Origin of the sequence: Pseudobdellovibrio exovorus JSS, from assembly GCF_000348725.1 — a bacterium.
GTDB classification, from domain to species: Bacteria; Bdellovibrionota; Bdellovibrionia; order Bdellovibrionales; family Bdellovibrionaceae; genus Pseudobdellovibrio; species Pseudobdellovibrio exovorus.
On record NC_020813.1, the window covers coordinates 2,369,919 to 2,386,928 of the forward strand.

At 41.8% G+C, this 17,010-nt stretch carries 12 protein-coding genes; 6 read left to right on the forward strand and 6 right to left on the reverse strand.

Annotated features, from left to right (window positions below; translation table 11 throughout):
- Positions 1-105 precede the first annotated feature (105 nt).
- A complete protein-coding gene (locus tag A11Q_RS11710; RefSeq protein ID WP_015471033.1) occupies positions 106-1,386 on the reverse strand; it encodes an acetyl-CoA C-acetyltransferase in 1,281 nt (426 codons plus the stop codon).
- 188 nt (positions 1,387-1,574) lie between these two features.
- On the opposite strand from A11Q_RS11710, the gene A11Q_RS11715 reads away from it, so the two are divergent.
- The 5 genes from A11Q_RS11715 to mtgA all read left to right on the forward strand — a co-directional run bounded on the left by A11Q_RS11715 (position 1,575) and on the right by mtgA (position 7,862).
- Positions 1,575-4,529 carry a hypothetical protein gene (locus A11Q_RS11715; protein ID WP_015471034.1) on the forward strand — a complete coding sequence of 985 codons (2,955 nt, stop codon included), beginning with the start codon at positions 1,575-1,577 and terminating at the stop codon, positions 4,527-4,529.
- Between the two features lie 155 nt (positions 4,530-4,684).
- Positions 4,685-5,305 carry a hypothetical protein gene (locus A11Q_RS11720; RefSeq protein WP_015471036.1) on the forward strand — a complete coding sequence of 207 codons (621 nt, stop codon included), beginning with the start codon at positions 4,685-4,687 and terminating at the stop codon, positions 5,303-5,305.
- A gap of 39 nt (positions 5,306-5,344) precedes the next feature.
- Entirely contained in the window at positions 5,345-5,917 is a 573-nt protein-coding gene (locus tag A11Q_RS11725; RefSeq protein ID WP_015471037.1) for a phosphatase PAP2 family protein, read from the forward strand.
- On the forward strand, positions 5,914-6,897 hold the full coding sequence (locus tag A11Q_RS11730) for an NAD-dependent epimerase/dehydratase family protein (protein ID WP_015471038.1): 984 nt from the start codon (positions 5,914-5,916) through the stop codon (positions 6,895-6,897). The genes A11Q_RS11725 and A11Q_RS11730 overlap by 4 nt, the downstream gene beginning before the upstream one ends.
- A complete protein-coding gene (gene mtgA, locus A11Q_RS11735; protein ID WP_015471039.1) occupies positions 6,894-7,862 on the forward strand; it encodes a monofunctional biosynthetic peptidoglycan transglycosylase in 969 nt (322 codons plus the stop codon). Before A11Q_RS11730 ends, mtgA begins: the two co-directional genes overlap by 4 nt.
- A gap of 390 nt (positions 7,863-8,252) precedes the next feature.
- Here mtgA and typA read toward each other — a convergent pair whose 3' ends face one another.
- From typA to A11Q_RS11755, 3 genes are all read right to left on the reverse strand, one after another.
- Complete coding sequence (gene typA / locus A11Q_RS11745) at positions 8,253-10,070, reverse strand: translational GTPase TypA (RefSeq protein ID WP_015471040.1); 1,818 nt, start codon at positions 10,068-10,070, stop codon at positions 8,253-8,255.
- Between the two features lie 154 nt (positions 10,071-10,224).
- Positions 10,225-11,268 carry a tRNA dihydrouridine synthase DusB gene (dusB, locus tag A11Q_RS11750; protein ID WP_015471041.1) on the reverse strand — a complete coding sequence of 348 codons (1,044 nt, stop codon included), beginning with the start codon at positions 11,266-11,268 and terminating at the stop codon, positions 10,225-10,227.
- Positions 11,269-11,339: 71 nt separating this feature from the next.
- Complete coding sequence (locus tag A11Q_RS11755; protein ID WP_015471042.1) at positions 11,340-12,623, reverse strand: radical SAM protein; 1,284 nt, start codon at positions 12,621-12,623, stop codon at positions 11,340-11,342.
- Between the two features lie 101 nt (positions 12,624-12,724).
- Between A11Q_RS11755 and A11Q_RS11760 the strand changes: the two genes are divergently transcribed.
- Complete coding sequence (locus tag A11Q_RS11760; protein ID WP_015471043.1) at positions 12,725-14,257, forward strand: twitch domain-containing radical SAM protein; 1,533 nt, start codon at positions 12,725-12,727, stop codon at positions 14,255-14,257.
- Here the strand turns inward: A11Q_RS11760 and A11Q_RS11765 are convergent.
- Both A11Q_RS11765 and A11Q_RS11770 read right to left on the reverse strand, forming a co-directional pair.
- Complete coding sequence (locus A11Q_RS11765; RefSeq protein WP_015471044.1) at positions 14,250-15,479, reverse strand: radical SAM protein; 1,230 nt, start codon at positions 15,477-15,479, stop codon at positions 14,250-14,252. The genes A11Q_RS11760 and A11Q_RS11765 overlap by 8 nt on opposite strands.
- 4 nt (positions 15,480-15,483) lie before the next feature.
- On the reverse strand, positions 15,484-16,923 hold the full coding sequence (locus A11Q_RS11770) for an aminoglycoside phosphotransferase family protein (protein ID WP_015471045.1): 1,440 nt from the start codon (positions 16,921-16,923) through the stop codon (positions 15,484-15,486).
- Positions 16,924-17,010 lie beyond the last annotated feature (87 nt).

A 17,010-nucleotide genomic window follows, 5' to 3' on the forward strand; every position in this document is an offset into this window, starting at 1 on the left:
TTTTTTCGACAAGACAATTTTTGAAAATAAAAAAGGTGCCAGATGGGCGCCTTTTTTATTTTGTGAATCTGTCTTCTGCCGAAAGTTAGGTGTTGGTATAATGTGTTAAACCGATTCTAAAATAGCCGAAATTCCCATTCCGCCTGCTGTACAAATGGAAATTAATCCGCGCTTCTTGCCACTTTCACTTAAAAGCTTAGCTAGAGTTCCTGCGATACGCGCGCCTGTGGCTCCGAATGGATGACCTAAGGCTAAGCTGCTGCCCACAGTGTTCAATTTACTGCGATCAATAGAACCCAACGGAGCTGAACGTCCTAGAACATCACGACAGTACTCAGCAGACTCCCACGCTTTCATATTACACAGAACTTGTCCCGCGAAAGCTTCATGGATTTCAAAAAAGTCAAAATCTTGGAATGTCAGGCGATTGCGCTCTAACATTTTCGATACAGCCTTTGTGGGTGCCATCAATAGCCCAGCTCCATGAACAAAGTCCACAGCTGCGACCTGCACATCAACAACTTTCGCCAACGGCTTCAAACCCAGCTTTGAAGCTGTGTCCGCATTGCCCATCAACACGCAGGCCGAGCCATCTGTTAACGGAGAACTATTCCCCGCGGTTAAGGTCCCCTGCCCGCTGGTTTTATCAAAAGCCGGTTTTAATTTTGCTAATTTTTCGACTGTCGTGTCACCGCGCAAAGTTTGATCGCGTTTCACACCTTTAAATTCAGTGACTAAGTCATCGTAGAATCCGCGTTCGTAAGCTGCCGCTCCGTTTTTATGACTGAGGTAGGCCAACTGATCTTGGTCTTCGCGGGAAATACCCCACTCTTTGACCATGAGTTCTGTGTGCTCACCCATCGACATCAACGTGCGTTTTTCAACGACCGCTGGCGGAGTTGGAATAAGAGCTTTAAATGACAGATGTTTCATCGCCGACAATTTTTCGCCGAAAGTGCGCGCCTTATTCATATCTAACAAGAAACTTTTCATCTGTTGTGAAACTTCAATTGGCAAATCACTGTTAGTATCTAAGCCACCTGCGATCGCAAGATTGATTTGGCCCGCCCCGATTTTCAAAGCTGTGTGCCAAATCGTTTCTAAACTTGTACCACAGGCTCTTTGCACATTGTAAGCGGGCGTCTCGGGATGTAGTTCTGTATCTAGTACACATTCACGCGCCAGATTCCAATCTGTCGAGCTGTTCATCACCATTCCTAGGGCCACATCATCTAAAACTTTTCCCTGTAAATTTGCCTTTTTGATCAAGGCATTCAGTGATGCCACCATCAGCTCTTTACGACCGACATCAGAGTAAAGCGTTTGGCTTTTTGCGAAAGGGACACGGGCACTCGAAAGAATAAATGCATCTGTATTTGATTTCATGGAAGACCTCACTTGTTAACACTTCAACATATCCTATGACAAAAGTGGCGCATGTCACTTCTAGTCTCGACCTGAAACACTGAGATCAAATTTAAGCCCCTCTGACAGCTGGTCTTTCGTATGAACTTTGCAAGGGACTGTATATGGAGTTTTGGTTTTTCAAACAAAGCAAAAGGGACTGTATCACTATGAAACACTTTTTGATGAGTTGGATTTTGATCTTCGGAAGTGCGGCTTTTGCCGGAGCACCACAAATGGATGGTACAACCACAGATGGAAAACCCGTCGTGATGTTAGTTCTTCCTGACAGTGATAACCATGTGAAAGCTGGTGCCGTTACGTTTGAAACAACTCCGCAAAGAGCTGATGCTCTTACTATTTTAAGAAATGAATTGAACCGCCAAGCGGCTGAACACCAAGCTCAAAATGAAAAAGATGGCGTTTTCAAAAGCACAACTAAAAGATTTCCCGCTGAATCTGTATCTTTCTTTATCGCCATCGGCGCTGTTACCTTTAACTCGATGTGGATCAAGTCCCATGGTGATCCAACTCAGATGACTCGTCACTTAGAGTCAATCAAAGATCCTATCGCTCACTTGTCATTCTATGCTTTCATGCAAACACAAGGTTTCTATATGGACTTCAGAAGTCGCCAAAAGGGATTGAACGCGATGGATGAAAATACGCGCCGTCAGATGATGCGCCGTTTGAGCTATCAAGGTATGGCCGTGGGTTCTTTAGCTTCGAGCATCGTGGCTGACTTAGGCCACAGTGCTAAACAGTGTGTGGATACGTGGTTAAAAGGCAAAAAAGACGAGTACTCTTTGATGGCTTGTAATGAAGCGTGGTCACAGTGGACTGTGCGCAATAAGTTTTCTCAGTATTTCCCACAGATTTTAACAATGTGGGCGGCGCAGGCAGCAACGGAATTCGTTGAAGCCCGTGGAAGCGCAGCTTTCAGCCGCGTGAGTGCGTCGGCATTTATGCAAAAGATCTTACGCCGTGAATTTCTAGTGAACTCGGCCTATAAAATCGTAGGTGCCGATACCGTGATGACTTTTGCTGGTGGTGGCTGGTTCTTGAAAAGCATCAAAGTGGTGGGTAAAGTTACACGCTTTAGTATGTTCGTGGGAATCGATCAATTGTTATCGAACTACACTTATCGTCCGATCAACAACTTGCTAAAGCCTATGCTGTTCGACTTTGATGTGATGTCGCTTAATAACAGTTGGTCGCAGGCGGATCGCGCCAACTGGAATTCAACGAATCCTCAAGATGCAGAAAAATTTGTTAAGAAAATTAAAAATTTCGACAAACAATTACAACAGTGGCGCGCCCATCTGAACCAAGATGCTGAAGCCGATCTTGCGGGATGGATGGAGCAGACAAAAGAGATCCTGAATCAAATCGACTATGCCTATAAGTTCTATAAAGGTTTTTCGAATAGTATGTTCGAGACTTTACAAATCGGGCATCAGATCCATACAAATCAATTGAATCACACGGCAGCCACAGTTATCACACGCTATCCGTTAAGAACTCTGCCTTTCTATGGAGTAAAACCGGGTGCTTATCAAGCCATCGGTGCGCGCCTAGAAGATTTTTATCTGATTGATCCAAACGAGTTGGCTCAACGTCAAAAAGAACACGTGCTGTCGATGGGCCGCCAATATACAGGCCGCGCCAACGATTTAAAACAAACTGAAAAAGATTACTTTAATCGTATCGTCACGAAACTTAAAAGTGGCAATGACAACACCATGGCTTCTGGTCTTAATGACCTGAACCGCGTGATCGCGGAATATCAAAGACAAGTCACGAGCAATAAAGCTGGTTACTCGTCTCACTCAACGGCTTATGTCACTCTTTTGTATGGTTTAAAGCGTGATTTAGGAAACCCACAACCTGTAATCTATCCTTTTGCTGGTTATGTGCAGGCGTTCTCGGCTTACGAGGCTAACCAAGTAACAGCTAAAGCTGCTGGTTTTGGTAAATGGTCGATCTCGCAAAAATATCGCTTCAATAAGGAAGCGGATTTGATGATGTACCAATTGATCTGCGGAAATGAAAAAGGCCGTCTACATAAAATCCAATTGGCTGGTGTGAATTTCACGACGCCACAATTTGAACCACCGACTTTACTTAAACAGGATCGCAACCGCGACTCTTTCTGTAATAGCTGGCGCAATACGGGCGATCTTTACTCAACACAAATCGCTGGTAAGTCTTTACGTGACTATGTCTTAGCTAATTTAAATTATGGTGCTGTCGGTGATTTCCGCACTATGGACAGTGAAAAGATGACTGTGTTTGAGCGTTGGTGGTTAGCAAAAGCCAAAGCTCCGCTACAAGGTCAATTTAAAGAATTCGATCAAAAATATAAACGTGTTGTTGATGTGGCTTACAACAACTTCTTTGACCATCGCTCATTCTACAAATGGTTAGTGGATAATTTAAATCAAAGCCGTTATTTACCAAAAAGTATGGAATCCAGCTTGAAGTTTGAATCGAATCTTTACTTACAACTTTTGAATCGTTCCGTGATGAATGGACAAGTGGCGACTCCTCGCGAAGAAAGCATGCTTTCACGTATCTGGAATACAGCAACAATAAGTCCTTTTAATTATATGCAATACGTGCGTAAAGATTCAGAGAAAGATAACTATAATTCAATGTATCGCAATTCTCCGGCAGAAATTCGCCGTCTGCATCAACTGCTGAATGGATACTTTGATTTCTTCCGTAATCCTAACTTGAACTTTAACAATTACATTGCTCACTCGAAAAAACTAGACATCGCGATTAATGATGTACTGGTACTAGCAGGCTTAAAGCGTGTGGCTGGAGAACAATTTGAAGATGATTTGATCTTAGATCAGTCAGCTCCGGCAGCGACAGGCACCGAGAACTCTCAGAAAGTCTATGAAGACGTGCAGATTTCTCAGCCGAACTTCAAACAGCAAGTGGCGATTGCAGCCGTTCAAGGTGTTCGCTCTGTAGAGGCAGAAATCCGCCGCTTTATCCGCATGCGGGTCGCTTTGGCTCAGACATTAGATTTTGAAACGGCTGAATTTATGAATGATTACAACAACACGGTGGCTCCTAGACGAGTCGGTCATGGCCATGCCTACGGAGGCAATTAGATTGTCGAGTGATTTGACAGGAACGACCATTTTGCGAAAAAGCCTACTAAAACCAGAGGCTAGCGTTCCTAAGAATCACTATATTGGTTTAGAAACTAAAAAACTGGGTACAAAATTTGATAGTCAGATTCTGTCCCTTTATAAAGAGGTTTGAAATGAGAAGCTTATTATTAGTAGTAGTTCTGTTAGCATCCCAAACTGTGTTTTCACAGGTTCGAAGAATAACCCCAGCTGAAGCCCGCACTCGCGTCGAGCGCTCGACCACGTACCAAGAGATCATGGCTGTGCGTAACTCAGGACGCGAAATCACGCGCGATGCCAGACTTATGGAGAAAGTGAACCGCATGATCGAATTGAACATGCGTGATGTGATCCCTCTTTCTGCCGATGGACGTGGAAAACTAGTCAAACTTATCAATGTTAGCCCTACTGATGTATTAACTCAGGTTTTACATCTGACTTCTGTTGTGAAAGACACCAGCACACCAGCGGCAACACGTGAAAGTGCAAGAAAAGCTCTGGATCTGATGATCAAATCCGCACACAACGTGAACTCATTGGCTGTGAATTCAGCACAGGCCCGTGCACAGGAACTTTTAGTTACGAAAATTATTGAGCTTTCAAATAAGATTTCCACTTTAAGCTTCGGTACAGCCTCGCGTGATTTCGTCAGCAAATATGAACGCGCATTAATCGAAGGTAAAACAGTTGATGAAGCTATTCGTATTGCTTCGAATGGCAAATTCACTGAGCGTGACCTTCGCGAGTGCACATAAAGCTTTCTAGTTAAACCATTACAGGATAGACTCAAGTGCATGTTTGAGTTTCTGATCAACACCGACCACAACTTATTTACGACAATCAATTCGGCATTCACCCACCCTTGGGCGGATGCCTTTTTCTTTTGGGTCACAGATCTTCATAAAACTATTTATTTCAAAATCCTAATTGTTCCATTTGTTGTTTTTCTATTTATCCGCAAGTTCAAACTCAAAGGCCTTTTGCTGTTTTTTGTTTTAATTCTTGCCCTTGGACTTAACGATTTTATTGGCGGTCGAGTTAAACATGTCGTCGAGCGCGAGCGCCCCTTTTCCACCTCGGGCGTAGAGGCCATACAGAGATCACGCGCTGGAGGCTATAGCTTCCCGTCCAATCACTCTTCCAATATGTTTACTTTTGCAGCCTATACCTCTTACTTTATTCCACAGGCGAAAGTTCCTCTTTATCTTATTGCCGCTAGTGTTGGCTATAGTCGCGTTTATAACGGAGTCCACTTTCCATCCGATGTGATTTGTGGTTCAATCTTTGGTTGGTTGTGGGGAAATTTATTTGCTCGCTTGAGCCAAAGAATTCTGCAAGCCCTACAAAACAGAAAGAAGACTACATGAAAGTCATCGTCACAGGAGCTAACGGATTTTTAGGAGCATGGCTCACTAAGCGTCTGATCGCAGAAGGTCATGAAACCTATGCCCTTGTACGTAAGAATAGTGACTTGAGCGAACTTGAAGGTTGCACTCCGAACTACATTTACGGGGACGTGACAGACAAATCCTCTTTACGTGAAGCTTTCAAAGACAAAGATATCGTTTTTCACCTTGCGGGAGTGGTCGCTTACAAAAAGGCTGACCGCCCACTGATGGAAAAAGTGAATGTTCAAGGGACTCAGAATGTCGTGGACGCTTGCTATGAAGTCGGCGTTCCTCAACTTCTGCATGTTTCGTCTGTAGTCGCCATCGGGGCTTCTTTTAAACCGCAGGCCCTTAATGAAAGCTCAAGCTACAACATCAAATCTTTAGACCTCGGCTATTTTGAAACCAAGCGCTTGGCAGAAGAAATTGTACTGCAGGCTGTGGCGCAAAATAAAATTCGCGCCGTCTGTGTGAACCCCAGCACCATTTATGGTTTCGGTGATGCCAAAAAGGGAAGCCGTAAAACCCAGGTGAAAGTGGCCAATGAAAGCTTTCCATTCTACACCAGCGGTGGAGTCAGTATTGTCGCTGTCGAAGATGTCATTGATGGTATCCTTTTAGCCTTGAAGCACGGACGCAATGGCGAACGCTATATTCTATCCGGTGAAAATATCACCATTAAAGAACTCTTCCAAAAAATTGCAACCTGCGCTGGCGTTAAGCCTCCGCAGGTATATCTGCCCAACTGGTTATTGCATGTTATCGGCTTTATCGGGGATGCGATGACATCCATGGGCCTCAAAGCCGATGTTAGTCGCGAAAATGCCTACACCGCCACCATGTTTCACTGGTTTGATTCTAGCAAAGCTCAACAGGAACTCGGGTTCAAACCTCGCCCTGCAGATGAGGCTATCGCCAATAGTGTGCGCTGGATGAAAGATAATGGTTTCATCAAATGAAAACTCTATTGAAGGTTTGGTTACTTCTTTGTGTACTTTGTCTTTTCGGATTTTGGATCTGGTTTCCATCAGCCGAAAAAATTAAAGGCTGTATGACCACCTCTATGTACGATGTTGAACTTTGCCCGAAGTCAAAAAACTATGTCCCACTTTCGCAAATTTCCCGCCACTTACAAAATGCAGTGATTTTAACTGAAGACTCCGCTTTTTATCAGCACAATGGTTTTGACCAAGAGGGCATTCAGCACTGCTGGGAAAAAATGAAGCAAGAATGGCGCATTTCGTGTGGTGGATCTACGATCACACAGCAATTAGCTAAAAACATGTTTCTGACAAAAGATAAAAACTTTGCACGTAAAGGCGTCGAAGCCTTGATTGCTATGCGGATAGAAAAGACTTTGAAAAAATCCGAGATCTTAGAGCGCTACCTCAATGTGGTTCAATTTGGAAAAAATATTTTTGGCGTTAAAGCGGCCGCACAGTTCTATTTCAAAAAGCACCCCAGTCAGTTAAATCCAAATGAAGCGGCTTTTTTGGCGATGGTTTTGCCGAATCCGGAAAAGTACTCTCAATCTTTCTTTAGAAAAGACCTTACCCGCTTTGCCCGTCGCCGCATCAAACACATTGTGACGAGCCTACATCGCTATGGACGGCTTAACGATGGCCTCTACCAACAATCACTGGCGCAAATAGATTTTTTTTTAAGAAGCGGTCAGCAAAACCCCCACTCGCCGGAAGATGAAGTCGAGCTGACCGCAGAAGATTTAGCTGAAATGGAAACTGTTGCAGAACAGGATCAGTCCCTTGAAAAGAAAAACCATGATACAGGTGCAGACACTGCGGGCGACCTGCATGAAGGCTCTCCAGCGAGCTCTATAGAGACTACAGAGCCGCTAGTAAATGATGCTACCGACACCGCTCCTATAGAGCCGGACGTAGTTTCGCCTTCCCAAGAAGAACCTTAGAGCCACTTGTCTTTATTTTTTGTATATTTCTAGTGAGCTACAGCAAACCCTCATGCTTTTCGAATCTAAAAAGCCAGCGAATCAATTTACGAATGCGCTTTTCATATTGAAATTTATAAAACCAGTAGGCTTTGCGAACGGGAAAGAAAAGATAGGTTTTCCCAACATAATAACTACTTGTACAGAGATCATAAAAGAAACTATTAATCCATTACGAAAATGAATGGTCGTGCCTTTGCACAATTAACTCGGATCGTATTTGATTTTGCTGAAGTGATATCTGTTTTTACATCAAGATTGCGAACTCTGCCGAGTACAAAGAGTTTAAGATAATAAAAAAGGGCCTGTTATGGCCCTTTTTTATTTATCTCTCTACATTTGAGACACTAATTATTTTTTATCTTTTTGTGGTTTTGGACGTTTATGTGGGTCCAATTCACGGCAACGTAGACGGATGTTTTTCGGTGTCACTTCGATAAGCTCAGAGTCTTTGATCCACTCCATCGCTTTTTCAAGTGTCATCGGCTTAACAGGAACAAGGCGAATCGCCTCATCACTTCCAGATGCACGTACGTTTGTTAATTTTTTCTCTTCCGTGATATTCACGATCAAGTCGTTATCTTTTGCGTGCTCGCCTACGATCATACCCTCGTAAACATCTTGTCCGTGAGTCACGAACATAATACCGCGCTCTTGTTTCATCCAAATAGCGTAAGATGTTGCAACACCTTTACGATCTGAAATCATCGCACCATTAATACGAGATGTGATCTCGCCACGGTAGTCATCCCAACCATCAAATTGAGTATTCAACAAACCAGTACCACGAGTGTCAGTTAAGAACTCAGAACGATAACCGATCAAACCACGTGAAGGAATACGGAATTCTAAACGTGTACGACCAGAACCTTTTTGTACCATGTTCGTCATAACACCTTTACGCATACCCAACTTTTCAGTTACGGCACCAACGAAAGCATCTTCAATATCGATAACTGCGATTTCCATTGGCTCAAGTTTGCGACCACCTTCATTTTTGAATTCAACCGATGGTTTAGAAACTAATAACTCGAAACCTTCACGGCGCATTTGCTCGATCAAAACACCTAATTGCATCTCGCCACGACCGATAACTTTGAAAGCATCTGTGCTGTCTGTTTTTTCTACGCGTAAGGCCACGTTGTACAACAACTCGTGATCTAAGCGTTCTAGAATTTTACGAGAGGTAACGCTTTTACCTTCCATACCGGCAAAAGGGCCGTTATTCACCGAGAACACCATGCCGACTGTCGGCTCTTCCACGCGGATACGCTCCATCGGACGAGGCTCAGTTGCTGATGTGATAGTATCACCGATAGTGAAGTCTTCTAAACCCGCTACAACGGCCATATCACCGGCACCAATTTCTTCGGCTGGTATCTGAGAGTTCACATGGTATTGGAATAAAGCAGACACTTTAACTTTTTTCTGAGCGTTAGCTTGAATACACAAAACCTCATCGCCCACTTTGATTTTACCTGAACGGATACGACCAATCGCCAAACGACCTACGTATTCATTGTAGCCAATGTTAGAAACCATCAATTGCAATGGTTGTTCCATTTCAACTTTTGGTGGAGGAACTAAATTTACGATAGCATCGTAAAGAACTTCCAATGAATTTGTTTTTACTTCTGGATCTAACGTCGCCATACCTTCACGAGCTACTGCGTATACAGTGTGGAAATCACATTGCTCTTCAGTTGCATCTAGATCGATGAAAAGGTCGAAAATTTCATTGTGTACTTCTTGAATACGAGCATCTGAACGATCGATCTTATTGATACAAACGATAACTTTGATGTTTTGCTCTAAGGCTTTTTTCAATACGAAACGAGTTTGTGGCAATGGACCTTCTGAAGCATCACAAAGTAAGATCGCACCATCCACCATGTTCAATACACGTTCAACCTCACCGCCGAAGTCACTATGGCCCGGAGTATCGATGATGTTGATTTTAATATCTTTGTAAGTGAAAGACGCATTCTTCGCTGCGATCGTGATTCCACGCTCACGCTCAAGATCCATAGAGTCCATCATACGCTCTTCTACAGCTTGGTTTTCGCGGAATGTTCCCGCTTGCTTGATAAGATGGTCAACTAGTGTTGTCTTACCGTGGTCAACGTGCGCGATAATCGCGATATTTCTGATTTTCTTTGGATCTTGCATTTTACTTCCTTCGTTAAACTAAGCCTTCTAAAAACTAATAAAACCAAATTTAAACACAGCGAACCCCTGACGGGCTTCACTGCTTTTACCGCTGTGGTTCCCGCTTTACCAAACTTCAAATCCTCTGAAGTTTTGTCACCTGCATGTAACAGGATTAACCGTGGCCCCCCATAAGGAATTCCTCATGGCTGGTGTCTTCTTGATCAATATCTCCGATTGAGTCGAAGAACTCTAACGCACAAGACAGCACTTCGTCATTATTCTTCAACTGAAAAATGGATTTTCTGAAGGCCGAAGCCCCCGGATAGCCCGTCGAGAACCAAGAAGCAAATTTTTTAAGCTGAATTTGGGTGATATGTTCAGAGCTTTGGGCCTTTATCGCTTCACTCAGATCCCTGAAAATACCCGCATAGTTGCGTTTCAGGTCATCACGAAGTGGCTGCCCTTTCCATAGGCTTAGGGCATCAGCGAAGATTAAAGGGTTTTTAAGGGCTCCTCGGCCGATCAAAACACCATCACAGCCGGAGTCTTTCAATCTTGAAACAGCTTTTTGTGGAGTCAGAATATCGCCATTGCCTAAGACAGGAATCTTCGTTTTAGCTTTTACATCTGTGATAAAGTCCCAATCCGCAAGTCCCGCATAGCCAGCGGCGCGAGTACGCCCATGGATGGCAACCCATGTAATTCCTTCATCATAAGCCAGATTGCACACGTCCAAAGCGTTGCGCGAGTTTTGCTCCCAGCCCGTGCGGATCTTGATCGTCACTGGAATTTTGACCGCTTTCACTGTGCTCGCCAGCACTTTGCGCATCAGATCCAGATCTTTCATCATCGCCGAACCCGCACCTTTTTTAACAACTTTCGGGACAGGACAGCCGAAGTTCAGATCCACAAAATCAGCGCCGTGCTCTTCTGCCACTTTTGCCGCTTTTGCAATGATTTCTGGATCTTCCCCGAAGAGCTGAATCCCTATTGGGCGTTGGCTTTCCTCGTAACTCATCAGAGCCAATGTTCTTTCTGATTTGTATTCAATACCAGTCGCCGAAACCAGCTCGGTCACAACCACACTGGCATCTAACTTACGCATAAAACTGCGAAACGCATGATCGGTGATTCCCGCCATCGGAGCCAGAACAAAAGGGTTCTTTTTTAAGGCTTCTAAAGGATGAATGTGAATAGGGGTCGATTGCGCTGACATAAGGGGGTTTTATGCCAAAAAAGTGAATTAAAGCCAATCTCTTTCCGTACTGAATTATTTTTTGTTCAGTCTTATTCAGTCTTATTCTGTACTTCAGGGGATGACAACGAATCTGTTCCCTCTTGAGGTCTTTTTGTACTGAGCTGGTGTGTGAAAATCTTATCTATACCCGAGGCCTTGCCACATGTATCTGCACAGTGTTTTAAACGTCCGTCCAATGTGCTCGGCAAGGACCATGTGTCGGCATACAGTCGATCCAGATGACCTTCCTTTAAAATTGTTTCAAGAGAGTATTTGTTCAAATCAAATTTATCCCAGCCATATTCTTCCATGTGATGATGCAGTTGTAGTGTGGCCTCTTCATCAAAGATAGAATTCAATTGTAACCCCACATAACAACAAGGGAAGACCCTTCCAAAATTATCAATAAAAATTTCTTTAGATGAACCTACCTGAGATTTACATCTTATTTGGCAAGAGGCTTCTTCACTTTTGCGCTCCCCTTCCTCTACATGTTTAAATCTGTCCCGATAGAAATTTGCTGATCGCTCAAAATAGTTTGCATCTTCAATTTTTTTATTTTTCTTCAATCGCTGATATTGCTGTGGATTAAAGGATGCCGTAGGCCTGTATTCTTCCGCCGAAGGATTTTCAAGACTCCTATTTTCTGGCTGAACGGGAGCTTCAATCCAATAATCTACAGAACCTTTCTCATTTAACACCGGTAATGAAATTAACGAGTGTCCATTATCTACTCCCATCGCTTTCTTGGGAATAAATTCGCGAAACCCCATTTTTTTACTTAGCTCTAAAGCTTCTTGAACCTGATGCTCATTATGTTTAAAAATCAAGTAGTCCCATTTGGCAACACCTCCAGCACCAATAAAAGACTCGATATTTCTGATCAAATCCTTCCACACCACATTTCGTCTGTACAAGTGATTGGTATCTTCTAGTCCATCAACACTAAAAGTAATATACCAGTTCAATGATGTCTGACTCGCAAATAAGAGTCCTATTTTTTTCCACCAATCTGAGCTGCGAATCCCACCATTAGTGTTAATCCCTATACTTGTACAATCTGAAGTCGCAGCAATATATTGGCAAATCTCATAAAGATCTCGTGCTGATACGGGGTCGCCATGCACTCCGCAAAAAAATATAATTTTACACTTTTTAATAATTTCTGCTGGGAAATAATTCTTAAATTTTTCTAGTGTAATTTGACCAAGAGTTAAATCCGGTCTTAGCAATGGACTATTTCTATAAAATCGCACGCAGGTAGGACATGCAGCATTACATACATTGGTCAGCTCGATATGCAATCGGTCTACGTCCTCGTAACTCCAAAACATAAGACTTATCTATTACTTAAATCTCAAAACGAGTCAACAAAAACCAGTTTTGCTACTTGTGAACACTTGCTACTTATACTGTATTATCATTAAATAAATTTATGTTAAAAAGAATCTTCTCGTCCATTGCTGAGTCTCCATCACAATCAAGCTCAGTATTCCTCGAGGCGAGCATCAAGCTATTGCATGAACTCAAGCAGCTCAATGCTCCTCGATCCGTATTCGAGAACCAGTTCAGCCAACTTTTTCATAATCTAACGACCGAACAACTCCAGACATTTACGACCATTGGCACTTCATTAACAGAAGACTTATCAGGTCATATTCAGTTTTTAAATAATTTATTCTCGTCACTGGAAAGTACCTCAGCTGAAGAAAGACGCCTCGTCTATAACCGACTTTACCCACAATCCGAAAAGTATATAAATTTATTCTATTCGGATAAGTCTTTCTGTACCGCTCCGTGGTTAGGCATCAATATACATCCTGAAGGAAAAGTCTTCCCTTGTTGCGCTTATGAACAGAGCATGCCACTTGGACACATCTCTAAAAACTCCATCGAGGAAATACGTTCTGGTACGACATTCGATCAAATCAGATCATTGATGGCTTCAGGAAAAAAGGTCGGCGGCTGCAAAAGCTGCTACACAACAGACGATGTCGGAGGAGATAATCTAAAGTCCCATCTTAGAAACATTCATGAAAAGTATGTCCCTTTACTGGGATTACAAAATCAATTACCCATATTTTATCTAGATGTTCAATTTTCCAACCTATGCAACCTCAGATGTCGTATCTGTGGTCCAACATTTAGCTCGAGTTGGATTAATGAGCACAAAAGTCTTTTCAACTCTGCCGAGCATGATTACAAACTTCATGGCATAAAAAAAGATCATCCATCGCAATGGCAACTTTTGTTAGACTCTATTGACTATCTAGACGAAGTTTACATCTGGGGTGGAGAGCCCCTCATGACACCTGAACACTACGATTTCTTAGAGCGACTTATTGCAAAAGGAAGAACCGACGTTAAGCTCAGATACAGCACTAATTTTTCGAACCTCTATATAGACAAAAAAAATATTATCGAGCTGTGGAAAAAATTTAAAAACCTTTCTATTGGCGCAAGTCTTGACGGAACAGAAAAAAGAATTGAGTACATGCGCAAGGGAGTCAATTGGCAACAAGTTATTGAGAACAGAAAGATCCTACAAAAAGAAGTCCCACATGCTTATTTCTTTATTGCCTGTGCTACCAGTATGTACAACATTTGGCATATTCCTGACTTTTTTAAAGAGTGGGTCGAAATGGATTATGTTCAAGAGAGCGGCTTTTGTGTGAATATCCTTACCGTTCCGGACTATCTTTCTGCACAAGTCCTACCACCTGACATAAAACTACAAGTAACAGAAAAAACCAATTCCCTTATTCAAGATTTCATTAGACCAAAATTCGGATTGAATTCAATTTCAGAGAAAAGATTCGCAGCGGCTTTGGAGTTTATGAATCAAAAAGATGAGTCCCAAAAAATATCTGCTTTTTTTAAATATAATCAAAAGTTGGACTTATCACGTAAGGAAAGTTTCTTTGATGTTTTCCCAGAACTCATATCTTTAAAGACGTATACTAATTAGATTTCTTTTCTTTATTGTTTAAGTGATGTGTAAATATCTTATCAATACCAGATACCTTACCACACATATTTACACAGTACTCTAAACGCCCCTCTAACATACTCGGTTTAGCCCATGAATCGGCGAACAGGCGATCTAAATGGCCTGCCGCTAAGATTTCTTTAAGAGAGCTTTTATTCAAATCGAAATGTTCCCATCCATACTCTTCCATATGGTGATGTAACTGTAGAGCAGGATCATCCGTAAAAACCGCATTTAATTGAGATCCAACATAGCAACAGGGGAACACTCTACCAAAATTATCGACAAAAATTTCTTTCGCCTGTGGCCCTATTTTCGACTTACAATTAATCTGACAAGAGTCAGCCCCCACGGCCTTGTCCTTTTTACGTCTATTTCTATAAAAGTCTGATACTAATTTACTATAGTTATATTCGTTTGCTTTTCTTGCTTTCAAATCTTTGTATTGATCCGGCTTAAATGTTTTTTCATAAGGGGGAAGCTGACCTTGAGGATTTTCTAAGTTTCTATTCTCTGGTCGAACAGGTGCTTCAATCCAATAATCGACCTGTCCCTCTGCATTCACAGCAGGCATAGGAATAAGATTAACCCCATCATCTACGCCCACAGCCTTTTTAGGTACAAACTCTTGGAATCCCATACTTTTGCTAAGTTGCATCGCCTCATCAATTTGATGTTCGTTATGTTTAAAAATTAAAAAATCCCAATACGCTTTTCCTCCTGCACTAATAAATGCAGTGGCATTTGCCATAAGATCTTCCCATACTACTTTTCGTCGGTATAAATGGTTTGTATCCTGTAAACCATCTATACTAAATGTTACATGCCACTCTTTATCTGCTCTAGAGGCGAAGAGCTTTCCTAACTCATACCACCATTCAGGTTTACGTGCCCCGCCATTCGTGTTCATTCGTACAATAATATTTTCAGACGAATTTGCTATGTATTGAAATATCTCTAATGTGTCTCGGGCTACAGAAGGATCACCATGAACACCGCAGAATAAAGCCAACCTACATTGCTTTAGAATTTCAGATGGAAAATATTGCTGGAATTTTTCCAATGTAATTTGTCCAAGAGTTAAATCTGGTCGCAGTAACGGACTATTACGATAAAATCTTAAGCATACGGGGCAAGCGGCATTGCAAACATTAGTCAGTTCAATATGTATTTGATTTATCTGTTCAGAACTCCAAAACATACTTTTATAACTTCTCTTCACTTAAAATAGTTTCTAATAACTGTTGGCCTAATACATACAACATTTTATCAAATGGGTTCTTATGCAATGCCGACATGTTGATATAAATTAAAGCAGCTAGCAGACGAACTCTCGCCACAGAAAACCCACGATCTGCGATAAAGTTTTCAAGGTAATGCATGACTTCTTCTTTATGTTCATGTCCCTCATAAAAAATCTCACAAGAATTTTCTGATTCAAGATAAGAGAATTTACTCTGTTTAATTGAGTCATAATTGACATTTATGCCAGCCCAGAGTTTGGCAAAGTCATAATAAATATCCCCATAACTTATTTCTCCACCAAAATCCTGTCGCCAATCGATCAGACAAAATTTATTTTTTTCTTTATCAAAAATTATATTATCCGGCTGCAGGTCCCCATGTATAAATGAAGGATGCCCCGCGAACACATCCTTCCAAGGAAAAATTTTGAATAGCTCGGGCAAAGGCCTGATACGTTTCGAATTGACGATCTGTATATTAAAATTGGAATACTTTTTATTAAATTGCTGAACTCTATGTAGAGTCTTATCATAATAAAATTTTTTGCATATATCTTGTATATTAACGTGGCCATTGCTGATATCACGCCACAAATTATTTTCAAGCCAATGAATAAGCTGTTTAAATCTTTCCAAACTTGAATCGCGATACAGTGTCAATCCCGGTTGGTATTTATATGAAAAAAATGAGTTTTGATGCCTTTCTATTTCTGGAAAGATATTCGAAACAAGGCGCGATTTTTCGACTCGGCATTGTGCCACACGGCTATCCTCAAAAAATTTAACTACCCTATTGTTGAATATGTAGAGTTGCTCATCTGGCTTACCGAAATCATACGCAGCCTCCAATGAGTTCATATTATGAAGGCTTTCCTCTGATGAAACATTCGTTGCTGCCATCAATATTTGTTCTGTTTTAAACTGATCTTTTATTGCTTGTGCAGTTTCTTCTAAAGAAATATCTAAAGTTATATTTGGTCTATTATCTAAAACCCACAATAGCTGCAAGACATCCAGTTGAAGAGCACACGCTAACGAATTCCCACATACACCAATCCAATTTGACGGCGACGATGCCACATCAGAATGGATGATAAAATCTGCAGAAACCAGCAGAATCTTTTCTTCTTTTGGCAATCTAGTTAACCAGTCCTTTATCTCTTTTGTAGAGCTATTTAGGTAGCTGAACTGACAATCTGGATGAGCGACACTAAGATAATCTTGTATTTGTGAAGACATGTTGTCCGTGACAACAAAAAAGGTGTCCTTATCTGAACATTTCTCCAGAACGTGACTGATCAATGCTTTTTGCTGATATGGTCGTAGGACTTTCGCGAAAGATTCCTGCGAGGCTCGCTCTTGCTCGGATATCTTTTCTATAGCAAAAATCAACACTTTCATACGAAACCTTTCGACCACGTTTCAATGTACTAAAGTTAAAGCTCTCGAACAAGCGTAAACATTTTCTTGATTGCACATTGTGCTCAC

What these genes read in the sequence shown, in the direction of transcription:
- A11Q_RS11710 (WP_015471033.1), bottom strand. Translation starts at nt 1,386, where the DNA reads ATGAAATCAAATACAGATGCATTTATTCTTTCGAGTGCCCGTGTCCCT.
- A11Q_RS11715 (WP_015471034.1), top strand. Translation starts at nt 1,575, where the DNA reads ATGAAACACTTTTTGATGAGTTGGATTTTGATCTTCGGAAGTGCGGCT.
- A11Q_RS11720 (WP_015471036.1), top strand. Translation starts at nt 4,685, where the DNA reads ATGAGAAGCTTATTATTAGTAGTAGTTCTGTTAGCATCCCAAACTGTG.
- A11Q_RS11725 (WP_015471037.1), top strand. Translation starts at nt 5,345, where the DNA reads ATGTTTGAGTTTCTGATCAACACCGACCACAACTTATTTACGACAATC.
- A11Q_RS11730 (WP_015471038.1), top strand. Translation starts at nt 5,914, where the DNA reads ATGAAAGTCATCGTCACAGGAGCTAACGGATTTTTAGGAGCATGGCTC.
- mtgA (WP_015471039.1), top strand. Translation starts at nt 6,894, where the DNA reads ATGAAAACTCTATTGAAGGTTTGGTTACTTCTTTGTGTACTTTGTCTT.
- typA (WP_015471040.1), bottom strand. Translation starts at nt 10,070, where the DNA reads ATGCAAGATCCAAAGAAAATCAGAAATATCGCGATTATCGCGCACGTT.
- dusB (WP_015471041.1), bottom strand. Translation starts at nt 11,268, where the DNA reads ATGTCAGCGCAATCGACCCCTATTCACATTCATCCTTTAGAAGCCTTA.
- A11Q_RS11755 (WP_015471042.1), bottom strand. Translation starts at nt 12,623, where the DNA reads ATGTTTTGGAGTTACGAGGACGTAGACCGATTGCATATCGAGCTGACC.
- A11Q_RS11760 (WP_015471043.1), top strand. Translation starts at nt 12,725, where the DNA reads ATGTTAAAAAGAATCTTCTCGTCCATTGCTGAGTCTCCATCACAATCA.
- A11Q_RS11765 (WP_015471044.1), bottom strand. Translation starts at nt 15,479, where the DNA reads ATGTTTTGGAGTTCTGAACAGATAAATCAAATACATATTGAACTGACT.
- A11Q_RS11770 (WP_015471045.1), bottom strand. Translation starts at nt 16,923, where the DNA reads ATGAAAGTGTTGATTTTTGCTATAGAAAAGATATCCGAGCAAGAGCGA.